The following is a 12,242-nucleotide window of genomic DNA, read 5'->3' as shown; positions in this document are numbered from 1 at the left end:
TTCCGGCCTTCGCCGGAATGACGGGTAAATTTGATGACCGACACCCCACCCATGCTCCAATGGCCGTCTGCCAAGCTGATGGGCGCGGAATTCCTGTCGATGGACGAGGACACGCTCACCGTGGAAATGGCGTTCACTCCGCCTGAGGGCTTCGCCAATATGCGCGGCTGTGTGCAGGGTGGCCTGCTCGCCGGGCCGATGGACGAGGCGATGGGAGCGGCAGTGTTCCTCGCCACCAAAGGCGGTTTGCAGCTGACGCTCGACATTAATCTTTCGCTGCTGCGGCCCGTCCCGATGGAGCGCATGACGGTAAAAGCGCGCGCGGTGAAGCCAGGGCGGCGCGTCACTTATGTCGAGAGCGAGCTGTTCGACGTAAACGGCAAACTCTGCGCTCGCGCGACCGCGACGACGATGATGACAGGTTGGCCGGGAGCCAAGCCGGAAGGGCCGGACGCCTGATGCCCAAACACACCGCTCCGCAAGACCAGTCCGTCCGTCTGCTCAAAGTGGGTGAGCGGGTGCGGCATATCCTGTCCGAATTGCTCGCGCGTGGGGAAGCGCATGACGAGGTGTTGCGCGCGCACACCATCGCCGTCACCGAAGTGCGGATGTCGCCCGATCTGCGCAATGCGAAGGTGTATGTGAAACCGCTGCTCGGTGAGGATGAGGATGTGGTGGTGAAAGCGCTGCGCACCAACACCGCCTTCTTCCAACGCGAAGTCGCCCAGCGCCTCGGCCTGAAATTCGCCCCCAAACTGCAATTCCGTCCCGATGAGAGCTTCGATGAGGCGAGCCGGATCGAAAGCCTGCTCGACGATCCGAAAGTGCGGCGGGATTTGGGGGACGAATGAAGCGCGGTGCGGTCATACCGGTTGTGACCGCGCTGAGTATTGCCATCGGGACAGTGCTGTTTCTCGGCGTTGGCGAGGATAGTGAAATCCCATTGCCGACCTTGACTGTGGCCGATCATTCCCCGCTCTATAGCGACGCCTTCATGTGGGGCGGGCCATGTGTAGGCGAGTCAACTGCACCTGCTGGTTCGGACAATCCCCCATTTGCTTGCCCCCACCTTTCGGTATCACCGGATGCTCAATGGCGCTTCGTGCTCGACAACTATGCGGTTGAGGGGGAACTGGAGTCCTATCGCGTTTCCGTGACGGACTCCGAAGGGGATGAAGAATACGATTTGCCCGAGCTGGCCAACGGCTTCCCCTTTGCGATGGCATGGTCACCGCGTCCGAACTGGTTCTTTGTCGATCACCATCAGGGCTCCGGAATGCAGGCGGTGCGCGTTTTTGAGATTGCGGCTGACGGTATTGTCGAGCGCACGGAGTTTTACGGACCTGCGCAGGATGCGTTTGCCGAACTGTTTCCCTGCCTTGACAATCCCGATTGGCAATGGGCGTACGGGAATGTGCAAGGTTGGTCGCGCGACGGTCGCTATCTTGCGTGGATCATGATGACACGCCTCGATGCGTGTAGGGGTATTCAGCAGTACGGCCCGCTGAGGCCGGAGCAGGAAGTTCTCCCGGTCGTCCTGATCTCCGATTTGGACTCTGGCGAGATCGTCGAAGATTCGTTCCGGGTGCTCGAATGGGACAATCTCGAAATGCCTACAGACGGCCCCTACGCGCAAATTGTCCGACCGGGCGAGTAATCCCCAGACCCGCTCACCCTGAGCTTGTCGAAGGGTCGCCCTTCCTTTCATAGCTGTGCGCCTATAGAAAAAAGCGATGCTTCGACAGGCTCAGCATGAGCGGGGAAGGGAGGCTTAGTGGCCAAGCTCTATTTCTACTATGCCAGCATGAATGCGGGCAAATCGACCACTTTGTTGCAGGCCGATTTCAACTATCGCGAGCGGGGTATGGCGACGATGCTGTGGACCGCCGCGATCGATACCCGCGCCGATGCCGCCATCGCCAGCCGGATCGGGCTGGAGGCGGATGCGCATCGCTATACGCCGGGCACCCATCTCTGGCGCGAGGTGATGGCGCAGCACGAGGCGTCGCCGCTCGCCTGCGTGCTGATCGACGAGGCGCAATTCCTTACTGCCGTGCAGGTGTGGCAATGCGCGCGGCTGGCGGACGAGGCGGGGATACCCGTGCTGTGCTACGGCTTGCGCACCGATTTTCGCGGTGACTTGTTCCCCGGCTCGGCAGTGCTGCTGGGTGTCGCGGACAGTTTGCAGGAGCTGAAGGCGGTCTGCCATTGCGGGCGCAAGGCGACGATGAATTTGCGCGTCACCGAAAGCGGCGAAGCCGTGGGCGAGGGCGAGCAAACCGAGATCGGCGGGAACGAACGCTACGTCGCGCTATGCCGGCGGCATTTTGCGGGGGAGCTGGGGATGTATCGTTAGGAGTAGACCCAAGCCCGCTCATGGTGAGCTTGTCGAAGCATCGTCCTTAACTTCTGGTGCCACACCAAAAGGAAAAACGATCCTTCGACAAGCTCAGGATGAGCGGATCTAAGGAGGCCGCTTAAAACACCCCCATCTCCAATCCCGCCGCCAGCATCACGCCCAATTCCCGCGCTGCCGCCAGGTCCGTCTCGCCAATCACCTTCTCCGCGAGAATCTCTTCCCGCGTTTGCGCGCCCACATTGACGATCCGCGTATCCGCCACGCGTTTGAGCCGCCAGCCAGTGCAAATCCGTTCCAACTGGCGCTGCGCATTTTCGCCATCCGAGCCGGCGCAGACCAGCGCGGCGTAGGGCCGCCCCTCGATCTGTCCCAGCGCGTCGTAATAGGCGCGGTCGAAGAACGCCTTCATCACGCCAGCAATCGCGGCGAGATTTTCGGGGCAGGCGAAGATATAGCCGTCGCATTCCAGCAGGTCGCTCGATTGTGCCTCTTCCGCCGCGAGAAACCGCAGCGCCACGCCGCCTGCCTCCAGCGCACCATCGCGCGCTGCTTCGGCCAATTGGCGCGAGCCGCCTGTCCAGCTGTACCACACGAGCAGGAGTGTTTTCACTCCGCCACCGGCAGGCTTTCCAGAAACACGCCAACACCCGGCCCCAGCGGCAAGTCGAGCACCACCCAGAGAACGGTAATGCCGAGCCCCGCTGCGATAATCCCCGCGCAATAGGGCATCATCAGCGCGGTCAGGCTGCCGAGCCCGAAATGGCGGTTCCAGCGCTGGCAGAAGATCAGGATCAGCGGAAAATAGACCATCAGCGGCGTGATGATATTGGTCGCGCTGTCACCCACGCGGTAGGCCGCTGTGGTCATTTCGGGCGAGACGCCTACCAGCATCAGCATGGGCACCAGCACCGGCGCCATCACGCTCCACTTGGCGCTGGCCGAGCCGATGATGAGGTTGAGCAGCGCGCCGAATAGGACGATCGCGATCAGCATCGCCCACACCGGCAGTCCGCTGGCGCGCAACGCATCCGCACCGTTCACCGCCAGCACGATGCCGATATTCGACCAGGCGAACATGACCACGAAATGCGCGGCGACAAAGCTGAGGACGAGGTAATAGGCCATGTCCTTCATCCCGCCCGCCATCATGCCGATCAGCTCGCGATGGTCCGCAATCGTCCCCGCCGCGCGGCCATAGGCATAGCCGGGCAGCAGGAAGACGAGCAGGAAGAAGGGCAGCAGGCTTTCATAAAGCGGGTTCAGGCGCGCCTCGGGCGGGGCGGCGTCATCTACCAGCGGCGCGACGGGGCCGATGGTCAGGACGACCCACAACGCTACCAGAGCGAGCACCACCAACCCAGCATGGGCTAGCCCGCGCTTCTGGCCCGCCGTCAGCGCATCCTGCGCTTCCTCGGCGGGCTGCTCGCCTGCCAGCGCGATGTCATAGGGGCCGAGGCGCGGTTCGATCATCCGGTCGGTGACGAACCAGATGACCGGCAAATACACGACCGTCATCGCGGCGATGAAGTACCAGTTGCCGGCAATGTTGATGGTGTATTCGCCGAACACGGTCTGCACCGCCGCCTCGGTAATGCCGAGCAACAGCGCATCCAACTGGCCTGGGAACAGGTTCGCGCTAAACGCCCCCGAAACGCCCGCAAAGCTCGCACCGATGCCCACCAAGGGGTGCCGTCCGGCGGCGTGGTAGATGATCGCGGCGAGCGGGATCATCACCACAAAGGCCGCGTCAGCCGCGTGGTTCGCCAGCATACAAGCGAGCGCCACGGTGGGCGTCAGCCAGAAGCGCGAGGCTTTGGCGACACTCGCTTTCATGGCTGTGGTGAACAGGCCGGAACGTTCGGCGACGCCCGCACCAAGCATTACCACCAGCACGAAACCCAACGGCGGGAAATGGGTGAAGGTTTCGGGGGTTAGCGTCAGCAGCTTGCGCAGATTCTCGACCGAGAGCAGGCTTTGCACGGTGACGACACGGTTGGTGCCGGTTTCCGGATCGATCTCGCCGGGATGCGGGGCCGACCATCCGAGCACGCTCGCCAACACCGAAACGCCGATCAGAATGGCGATGAAGTAGACGAACAGCAGTACCGGATCGGGCAGGCGGTTCCCCGTCCGCTCCACCCAGCCAAGGAAGCCCGATTGGGTCTGCTCCGGCGCGCTGCTCGCTGTGCTCATCCCGCTGCCCCCCCTGTGCAGGTGTTACTGGCCGGCCCCCGGTAGCGAATAGGCCACCGGCGCATCCGGCCCCAGCGGAATGCCGAGATAGACCCAGCCGACAATCAGCAGCGTGCCCGAAATGAGCAGCCAGATCGAATAGGGCAGCATCATCGCGGTCAGACTGCCGAGGCCGAAATCCTTTTTCCAGCGCTGCGCGAAGACGAGGATCAGCGGGAAATACACCATCAGCGGCGTGATGATATTGGTCGCGGAATCGCCGACGCGGTAGGCCGCCGTCGCGCCTTCGGGGCTAACGCCGAGCAGCATCAGCATCGGCACAAGGATTGGCGCGAGCAACGCCCATTTGGCGCTGGCCGAGCCAATGAACAGGTTCAGCAGCGCGGCAAACAGCACCATCAGGCCCAGCACGATGGGCAGCGGCAGGCCGGTCGCTTCAATCCCCGCCGCGCCGTGCACGGCGGTAATCAGGCCAAGGTTTGACCAGCCGAACATCGCCACGAAATGCGCCGCGGCAAAGGCGAGGACGAGGTAATAGCCCATGTCCTTCATGCTTTCGGCCATCATATTGACGAGGTCGCGGTGGTCTTTGATCGTGCCCGCCGCGCGGCCATAGGCCCAGCCGGTGGCGAGGAAGAGCAGGAAGAAAGCGGCGACAAGGCTTTGGTAAAGCGGGCCAAGCTCGGTGTGGATCGAACAATCGGCCACCGCTTCGCCGGTTTCGGTGAGGCACGCGGCCTCGTTGATCAGCGGGGTACCCGGCGCGAAGGTCATCACCAGCCACAGCGCGATCACACCCAAAGCGGCGAGACCAGCTGCGCGCAGCCCCTTTGAAGCGCCCGCGCCGTCGTGCTCGGTCGGATCGGGGCTGGCGGCGGCATCGCCTGCGCCCGCCTGCGCGCCGCCCGTCCACGGGCCAAGGCGCGGTTCGATAACCTTGTCGGTGACGTACCAGATGATCGGCAGGAAGATGACCGTCATCGCGGTGATGAAATACCAATTGCCCGCGATATTGGCGGTCCAAGCCGGATCGAGCGCGGAGGCGGCAACGGCTTCCTCGGTGATGCCGAACAGCAGCGCATCGAGCTGGCCGGGCGAAATATTCGCGGAGAAACCGCCCGAAACGCCCGCAAAAGCGGCTGCAATGCCTGCGAGCGGGTGGCGTCCGGCAGCGGCGAACAGGATGCCGGCCAGCGGGATCAGCACGACATAGCCAGCGTCGGCTGCGTGGTTGCCCAGCATTGCCACCAGCGCCACCACGGGTGTCAGCAGGGACGTGGGCGCGGCCTTCACCGCCTTCGACATACCGGCGGCGAAAAAGCCCGAGCGTTCGGCAACGCCCGCGCCCAGCATCACCACCAGCACGTAACCGAGCGGGTGAAAGTGGGTGAAGGTTGCGGGCATTTCCACCCACAAGCGCTGGAGATTGTCCGGCGACAGCAGGCTGACCGCTTGGATCACGGTGTTGCTGCCCGTGGCCTCGTCCACTTCGGTGGGGTGAATGGCGGAAACCCCCGCCATCGCGGCCACCACCGAAATCGCCACCAGTGCGATAATCAGGTAGAAGAAGATGAACACCGGATCGGGCAGCTTGTTGCCCGTTCGCTCTACCCAGCCCAGAAAACCCGATTGCGACGGGGTGGCGGCAGCGGTGTCATTCATACTTATGCGTCCTCTGCATTGAAAATGATTCGCAACTCCTAACACCGCCAAACGATTTGGTCTTTACCCTTGTGCCGCCATTCCCCATCTGGGGCGCGATGACCGAAACCCTACTCCTCGCCGCGATCCTGATCCCCGGCCTGATAATTGCCATCGTTTTTCACGAGGTCGCGCACGGTTGGACGGCGTTGATGTTGGGCGATCCCACCGCCAAGGAGCAGAAGCGGCTCAGCTTCAACCCGCTCCGCCATGTCGATCCGATCGGCACCCTATTGGTACCCGGCGGACTTGCTCTCGCGGGGATGCCGGTCTTCGGCTGGGCCAAGCCGGTGCCGGTGATCAAGCAGCGGCTGAACAATCCGCGCTTCGGCATGATGGCGGTGGCGGCAGCGGGGCCGGGGATGAACTTCCTGCTCGCGCTGTTTGGAGCGGTGGCCATGGGCATATCCTTCTCCTTCGACCTGGCGTCGGGCGAAGGTGGCCCTGAACTGCTGACGGCTGCGCTTTACACGTTTATTTCGATCAACATTTTCCTTGCCCTCTTCAACCTGCTGCCGATCCCGCCCTTTGACGGGAGCCATGTGATCGAAGGCCTGCTGCCGCGCCGCGCTGCGCAGGCGTACGAGCGCATCCGTCCGCTTGGTTTCCCGCTGCTGTTCGTGCTGCTGGTGGCGGTTCCCTACATCTTCCCGCAGGCGGACATTATCGAACGTGTGGTGTTGCCGCCGGTCGAATGGGTGATGGGATTTTATGTGGCGATCGCAGAGGCGATAGCCGGTGGCTGAGGGAAAGCGGCAACCGCATGGTTGGCTGATTCTCGACAAGCCGCCCGGCCTCGGCTCGACGCAGGCGGTGGGGGCAGTGAAGCGCAATCTGCGCGAGGCGGGTTATGGCAAGGTCAAGGTCGGCCATGGCGGCACGCTCGATCCGGCGGCGGAAGGGGTTTTGCCCATTGCGCTTGGCGAGGCGACCAAGCTGACCGGGCGGATGCTCGATGCCGACAAGATCTATGAGTTTACCGTGCAGTTCGGCGAAGAGACCGACACGCTCGATGCAGAAGGCGAGGTGGTGGCGCGCACCGACCGCAGGCCTCCGCTGGCGGCGGTCGCGGCGATTTGCGAGCACTTTACCGGCGAGCAGGATCAGCTCCCGCCGAAATATTCGGCGCTGAAAGTCGATGGCAAGCGCGCCTATGATCTGGCGCGGGCAGGCGAAGAGGTGGAACTGCAAACGCGGCGGGTGACCGTGCATTCCTTGCAGCCTCTGCGTCATCCCGGCGAAGGCCGGGACCCAGCCGGAAGGGCGGAACTGGATCCCGGCCCTCGCCGGGATGACGATTTGGATTTGCAGAGCACCTTCGCGACCACCGCAGGCCGCCCCGATCCTTACGATCCGCAAGCCCCGCTCGAACTCGCCGAAGCCGTCACCCTTGTGGCGCACGTTTCCAAAGGCACCTATATTCGCAGTCTCGCCCGCGACATTGCGCGCGCTCTTGGAACTTTGGGCCATGTGACCTATCTCAGGCGCATCAAGGCCGGTCCGTTCCGCGAGGAACAGGCGATTTCGCTGGACAAACTCAACGAAATCGGTAAGGGCGCGCCTCTTCAAGACCACCTCCTGTCACTGGAGGCGGGGCTGGACGGTATCCCGGCTCTCGCTCTCGATCAGAACAGTGCGCAGGCGGCCAGACAAGGCCGGGTCGTTTCTGATCTGCCCCACCCTGACGGGCTCTACTTCGCGAAGCTGGACGATGTTCCGGTGGCGCTGGTTGAACTTGAAGGGGGCATGATGAAAGTCGTGCGGGGGTTCAACCTCTAAAAGGATACCGCAGAAGGTAAGAGAAATATGTCGGTAACTGCCGAAAAAAAGACCGAGATTATCAAGGACAACGCCACCGCCAAGGGCGACACCGGTTCGCCGGAAGTACAGGTCGCTATCCTGACCGAGCGTATCCGCAATCTCACCGAGCACTTTAAGGACCACCACAAGGACAACCATTCGCGTCGTGGTCTGCTGAAGATGGTCAACAAGCGCCGCAGCCTGTTGGCCTATCTCAAGCGCAAGGATCTGGGTCGCTATAATGCGCTGATCCAGAAGCTTGGTCTTCGTAAGTAAGAGTTTCTCGGAGCGGCCCGTATCTGGGCCGCTTCGTTTATCTGCGTTCCGTCACAATCGGGATGTAGCTACAATGGCATCCTTCACATTCCGGTGGAGGGGCTTGGGGCGCGAAAGGCCCCACACCGTGCCGGGACGGTTCCCCCGGAAACTGTAGGCCCCATGCCGCAATAAGGCGCATGGGTTCAGAAGGATAATTATGTTCGACACGAAAACCGTATCGCTGGAGTGGGGCGGAAAGACCCTCACTCTGGAAACCGGCCGCATTGCCCGTCAGGCAGACGGCGCCGTTCTGGCCACTTATGGCGAAACCGTGGTGCTGTGCGCCGTGACCGCCGCCAAGAGCGTCAAGGAAGGGCAGGACTTCTTCCCGCTGACCGTTCACTATCAGGAAAAATTCTCCGCAGCAGGCCGCATTCCCGGTGGCTTCTTCAAGCGTGAACGCGGCGCGACCGAAAAGGAAACGCTGACCAGCCGCCTGATTGACCGCCCCGTGCGTCCGCTGTTCCCCGAAGGTTTCTACAACGAAATCAACGTAATCTGCCAGGTTCTGTCATTCGACGGCGAAACCGAAGCCGATATCGTCGCCATGGTTGCCGCTTCGGCTGCTCTGACCATCAGCGGCGTTCCCTTCATGGGCCCGATCGGCGCTTGCCGCGTCGGCTTCATCGACGGCGAATACGTGCTCAACCCGAAGCAGGACGCTGCCCTGACCGATGGCCGCCTCGATCTGGTGGTTGCCGCCACGCAGGACGCGGTGATGATGGTCGAATCCGAGGCCAAGGAACTGACCGAGGAAGAAATGCTCGGCGCTGTCATGTTCGCGCATGATGAATGCCGCAAGGTCATCGGCGCGATCATCGATCTCGCCGAGCAGGCTGCCAAGGATCCGTGGGAAATCGACCAGTCGGATGACAAGGCCGCAATGAAGGAAGAACTGCGCGGCCTCGTTGGTGCAGATATCGCTGCCGCCTACAAGCTGACCGACAAGTCCGCCCGTTCGGACGCACTGAACGAAGCGCGCGCGAAGGCGAAGGCGCATTTCGCCGAGGCCGATGGCCAGACGCAGATGACTGCAGGCAAGCTGGTGAAGAAGCTGGAAGCCGAAATCGTTCGCGGTGCCATCCTCAAGGACGGCCAGCGTATCGACGGCCGCAAGCTTGATCAGGTTCGCCCGATCGAAGCCATCGTCGGCTTCCTGCCGCGCACCCATGGTTCGGCGCTGTTCACGCGCGGTGAAACGCAGGCAATCTGCACCACCACGCTCGGCACCAAGGATAGCGAGCAGATGATCGACGGGCTCGAAGGCCTGTCGTATTCGCACTTCATGCTGCACTATAACTTCCCGCCCTATTCGGTCGGTGAAGTGGGCCGCTTCGGTGCGCCGGGTCGCCGTGAAGTCGGCCACGGCAAGCTGGCATGGCGCGCGCTGCACCCTGTGCTGCCGAGCCATGAGGACTTCCCCTACACCATCCGCATCCTGTCGGACATCACCGAATCCAACGGTTCGTCCTCGATGGCGACCGTGTGTGGTGGCTGTCTGTCGATGATGGACGCAGGCGTTCCGATCGAGCGTCCGGTGTCGGGCATCGCGATGGGCCTGATCCTCGAAGGTGAAGAATTCGCCGTTTTGTCGGACATTCTGGGTGACGAAGATCACCTGGGTGACATGGACTTCAAGGTGGCCGGTACCGAAAACGGCATCACCACGATGCAGATGGACATCAAGGTTGCCGGCATCACGCAGGAAATCATGGCCAAGGCGCTGGAGCAGGCGAAGGCCGGCCGCACGCATATCCTTGGCGAAATGGCCAAGGCGCTGGGTTCGGCACGTTCGGGCGTCTCCAAGCACGCACCGCGCATCGAAACGCTGCAGATCGACAAGTCGAAGATCCGCGACGTGATCGGCACGGGCGGCAAGGTTATCCGTGAAATCGTTGCCGAAACCGGTGCGAAGGTCGACATCGACGATGAAGGCATGATCAAGATCAGCTCCTCCAACGCCGACGAGATTGAAGCCGCACGGGCATGGATCCTCGGCATCGTGGAAGAGCCGGAAATCGGCAAGATCTACGCTGGCAAGGTCGTGAACATCGTTGATTTCGGTGCTTTCGTGAACTTCATGGGTGGCAAGGACGGTCTCGTCCACGTCTCCGAAATGAAGAACGAGCGCGTCGAGAAGCCGACCGATGTCGTGTCCGAAGGGCAGGACGTGAAGGTCAAGGTTCTCGAAATCGACGGTCGCGGCAAAGTCCGCCTGTCGATGCGCGTTGTCGATCAGGAAACCGGCGAAGAGCTGGAAGACACCCGCCCGCCGCGCGAACCGCGCGGTGACCGTGAAGGTGGCCGCGGCGGCGACCGTGGCGGTCGTGGTGGCCGTGGCGGCGGTGACCGTCGTGGCCCGGGCGGCAATCGTGACCGCAAGGGCGACCGTGGTGGTCGTCGTGATGGCGGAGATGCGAAGGACGGCGGCGGTGCCGACCATATGCCCGCTTTCCTGAAGGACGACTGAGTCCGGCCAACAGGCTTTAACGGAAGGGCCGCGAGCGATCGCGGCCCTTTCCATTTTGGAGACAAAGATGCTGCCACGCGAAGAGATCGCCACTGCACAAATCCCTGGCGGAGACACGCTGACCTTGGTCAGCCATGGCCGCGATTTCATCATCATGCTCGGCCGCAACGAGTTGATGGGCACGCGGATGCAGTTTTCCGAAGAGCAGCTGGCTTGTCTCACGCTCGAGCGGCTGGAAACACCCGCCCCGCGTGTGCTCATCGGTGGATACGGCATGGGCTTCACCTACCGTGCCGCGCTGGAGAAGCTGCCCGAAGGTGGCAGTGTTACCGTGGCCGAAGTCGTGCCGGAAATCCTCGAATGGGCGAGGGGGCCGCTCGCGCATCTGACCGGCAACTGCCTGCGAGATCCGCGCGGCGAAGTCATCCTCGCCGATGTCGCCGCGTTGGTGGACGATGCGGTGGACGGCACCACGCAGCGCTATGATGCGATCCTGATGGATGTCGATAACGGCCCCGACGGCATCGTGCGCGACGGGAATGAACGGCTTTACACCCGAACTGGCATCGCCCGGATGCGCGACGCGCTCAATCCCGGCGGTCTGCTGGCGATCTGGTCAGCCGCTGACGATCACAAATTCACCCGCCGCCTGAAGGATGCGGGGCTTGATGTTCGGGTAGAGGCAGTGCGCGCCCGGCCCAATAACAAGGGCCCGCGCCACACGATCTGGTTTGCCTGCCGTGTGCGGTAAGAGTTAGCTGCGCTTGATGCGCAGCTTGCCCATAAAGTCCACTTTGCCCACATCGAGTCCCTTCATCCGCAGGATGGCGTAGGCGGTGGTCGCGTGGAAATAGAAGTTCGGCTGGCTGAAGCTGAGCAGGAAATCCTCGCTGGCGAAGGGTAGGTCGAGCCTCATCTGCTCAAACACAAAATGCGTTTCGCCACCTACAAAGCTGTCGACTTCGCCCTTCGACAAGGCGCGTAGAGTGTTTTCCGCTGCTCCAAGATTGAGCCGCATCTGCTCCAGTTCGGTCGCCGGTTCGCTAAGGTCGGGCGAGAAGCTGCCTTTTCGTACACCCTCGATCGCGCCGACCGAATGCACCACCATGCTTTTCACCTGATAGGCGAAGGGCAGCATGGATTCGTGCAGCTGCGCGCCCGCCAAGTCCTCCTCGGATGAGCCACAGTCCTTGCACTTCTCGATCCAGCCTTGCGAGGCTTGCAGGATCTGGATGCAGGAGGGGACAAAGGCTTCATAAAGCGAAAAGGACATGGGCGGCGGGCTCCGGTTGGATGCGGCAGGTTTTGACCTTGTGCTGGTAACATGGCATCATCATCGAGTCTAAGAGAGCGCGCATCGATCAACGCGCCGTCATGCAGGGTTGCTGAGCAAACCAGCTG

Annotated in this window: 13 protein-coding genes; 9 read left to right on the top strand and 4 right to left on the bottom strand. The window is 62.2% G+C overall.

Annotation, left to right across the window (positions count from 1 at the left end):
* Positions 1-33: 33 nt before the first annotated feature.
* The 4 genes from ACS0VV_RS09835 (at position 34) to ACS0VV_RS09820 (ending at position 2,356) form a co-directional block, all read left to right on the top strand.
* Positions 34-459 (top strand): PaaI family thioesterase, encoded by a 426-nt coding sequence (locus ACS0VV_RS09835; protein ID WP_483532535.1) that lies wholly within the window; start codon positions 34-36, stop codon positions 457-459.
* On the top strand, positions 459-851 hold the full coding sequence (gene rbfA, locus ACS0VV_RS09830) for a 30S ribosome-binding factor RbfA (protein WP_483532534.1): 393 nt from the start codon (positions 459-461) through the stop codon (positions 849-851). The genes ACS0VV_RS09835 and rbfA overlap by 1 nt, the downstream gene beginning before the upstream one ends.
* Positions 848-1,657 (top strand): hypothetical protein, encoded by an 810-nt coding sequence (locus ACS0VV_RS09825; RefSeq protein ID WP_483532533.1) that lies wholly within the window; start codon positions 848-850, stop codon positions 1,655-1,657. Before rbfA ends, ACS0VV_RS09825 begins: the two co-directional genes overlap by 4 nt.
* Positions 1,658-1,774: 117 nt before the next feature.
* Positions 1,775-2,356, top strand: a complete 582-nt coding sequence (locus ACS0VV_RS09820) for a thymidine kinase (RefSeq protein WP_483532532.1) — start codon at positions 1,775-1,777, stop codon at positions 2,354-2,356.
* A 121-nt stretch (positions 2,357-2,477) separates the two neighbouring features.
* Here the strand turns inward: ACS0VV_RS09820 and ACS0VV_RS09815 are convergent, their stop codons facing one another.
* Genes ACS0VV_RS09815 through ACS0VV_RS09805 form a run of 3 tightly spaced genes read right to left on the bottom strand, consistent with a single transcriptional unit; the run spans position 2,478 to position 6,214 of the window.
* Positions 2,478-2,969: a flavodoxin family protein gene (locus tag ACS0VV_RS09815; protein WP_483532531.1), complete on the bottom strand. Its 492-nt coding sequence runs from the start codon at positions 2,967-2,969 to the stop codon at positions 2,478-2,480.
* Positions 2,966-4,552: an AbgT family transporter gene (locus ACS0VV_RS09810; RefSeq protein ID WP_483532530.1), complete on the bottom strand. Its 1,587-nt coding sequence runs from the start codon at positions 4,550-4,552 to the stop codon at positions 2,966-2,968. Before ACS0VV_RS09810 ends, ACS0VV_RS09815 begins: the two co-directional genes overlap by 4 nt.
* Before the next feature lie 24 nt (positions 4,553-4,576).
* A complete protein-coding gene (locus ACS0VV_RS09805) occupies positions 4,577-6,214 on the bottom strand; it encodes an AbgT family transporter (RefSeq protein WP_483532529.1) in 1,638 nt (545 codons plus the stop codon).
* Positions 6,215-6,312: 98 nt separating this feature from the next.
* On the opposite strand from ACS0VV_RS09805, the gene ACS0VV_RS09800 reads away from it, so the two are divergent.
* The 5 genes from ACS0VV_RS09800 to ACS0VV_RS09780 all read left to right on the top strand — a co-directional run bounded on the left by ACS0VV_RS09800 (position 6,313) and on the right by ACS0VV_RS09780 (position 11,592).
* On the top strand, positions 6,313-6,999 hold the full coding sequence (locus ACS0VV_RS09800) for a site-2 protease family protein (RefSeq protein ID WP_483533523.1): 687 nt from the start codon (positions 6,313-6,315) through the stop codon (positions 6,997-6,999).
* On the top strand, positions 6,992-8,032 hold the full coding sequence (gene truB / locus ACS0VV_RS09795; protein WP_483532528.1) for a tRNA pseudouridine(55) synthase TruB: 1,041 nt from the start codon (positions 6,992-6,994) through the stop codon (positions 8,030-8,032). Before ACS0VV_RS09800 ends, truB begins: the two co-directional genes overlap by 8 nt.
* A gap of 27 nt (positions 8,033-8,059) precedes the next feature.
* The gene (gene rpsO / locus ACS0VV_RS09790) at positions 8,060-8,329 is read left to right on the top strand and encodes a 30S ribosomal protein S15 (RefSeq protein WP_483532527.1); all 270 of its coding nucleotides are present in this window, start codon (positions 8,060-8,062) and stop codon (positions 8,327-8,329) included.
* Between the two features lie 199 nt (positions 8,330-8,528).
* Positions 8,529-10,841: a polyribonucleotide nucleotidyltransferase gene (gene pnp / locus ACS0VV_RS09785; protein WP_483532526.1), complete on the top strand. Its 2,313-nt coding sequence runs from the start codon at positions 8,529-8,531 to the stop codon at positions 10,839-10,841.
* 67 nt (positions 10,842-10,908) lie between these two features.
* Positions 10,909-11,592 (top strand): spermidine synthase, encoded by a 684-nt coding sequence (locus tag ACS0VV_RS09780; RefSeq protein WP_483532525.1) that lies wholly within the window; start codon positions 10,909-10,911, stop codon positions 11,590-11,592.
* 3 nt (positions 11,593-11,595) lie between these two features.
* Here the strand turns inward: ACS0VV_RS09780 and ACS0VV_RS09775 are convergent, their stop codons facing one another.
* Positions 11,596-12,114, bottom strand: a complete 519-nt coding sequence (locus ACS0VV_RS09775) for a DUF1993 family protein (RefSeq protein WP_483532524.1) — start codon at positions 12,112-12,114, stop codon at positions 11,596-11,598.
* Positions 12,115-12,242 lie beyond the last annotated feature (128 nt).

This window comes from Aurantiacibacter sp. KMU-128 (assembly GCF_056933515.1).
The sequence above is the reverse complement of the archived record's forward strand: the minus strand, read 5'-3'. Positions and strand labels throughout refer to the sequence as shown.

What these genes read in the sequence shown, in the direction of transcription:
- ACS0VV_RS09780 (WP_483532525.1), top strand. Translation starts at nt 10,909, where the DNA reads ATGCTGCCACGCGAAGAGATCGCCACTGCACAAATCCCTGGCGGAGAC.
- ACS0VV_RS09810 (WP_483532530.1), bottom strand. Translation starts at nt 4,552, where the DNA reads ATGAGCACAGCGAGCAGCGCGCCGGAGCAGACCCAATCGGGCTTCCTT.
- ACS0VV_RS09835 (WP_483532535.1), top strand. Translation starts at nt 34, where the DNA reads ATGACCGACACCCCACCCATGCTCCAATGGCCGTCTGCCAAGCTGATG.
- ACS0VV_RS09825 (WP_483532533.1), top strand. Translation starts at nt 848, where the DNA reads ATGAAGCGCGGTGCGGTCATACCGGTTGTGACCGCGCTGAGTATTGCC.
- pnp (WP_483532526.1), top strand. Translation starts at nt 8,529, where the DNA reads ATGTTCGACACGAAAACCGTATCGCTGGAGTGGGGCGGAAAGACCCTC.
- ACS0VV_RS09805 (WP_483532529.1), bottom strand. Translation starts at nt 6,214, where the DNA reads ATGAATGACACCGCTGCCGCCACCCCGTCGCAATCGGGTTTTCTGGGC.
- ACS0VV_RS09775 (WP_483532524.1), bottom strand. Translation starts at nt 12,114, where the DNA reads ATGTCCTTTTCGCTTTATGAAGCCTTTGTCCCCTCCTGCATCCAGATC.
- rbfA (WP_483532534.1), top strand. Translation starts at nt 459, where the DNA reads ATGCCCAAACACACCGCTCCGCAAGACCAGTCCGTCCGTCTGCTCAAA.
- rpsO (WP_483532527.1), top strand. Translation starts at nt 8,060, where the DNA reads ATGTCGGTAACTGCCGAAAAAAAGACCGAGATTATCAAGGACAACGCC.
- ACS0VV_RS09800 (WP_483533523.1), top strand. Translation starts at nt 6,313, where the DNA reads ATGACCGAAACCCTACTCCTCGCCGCGATCCTGATCCCCGGCCTGATA.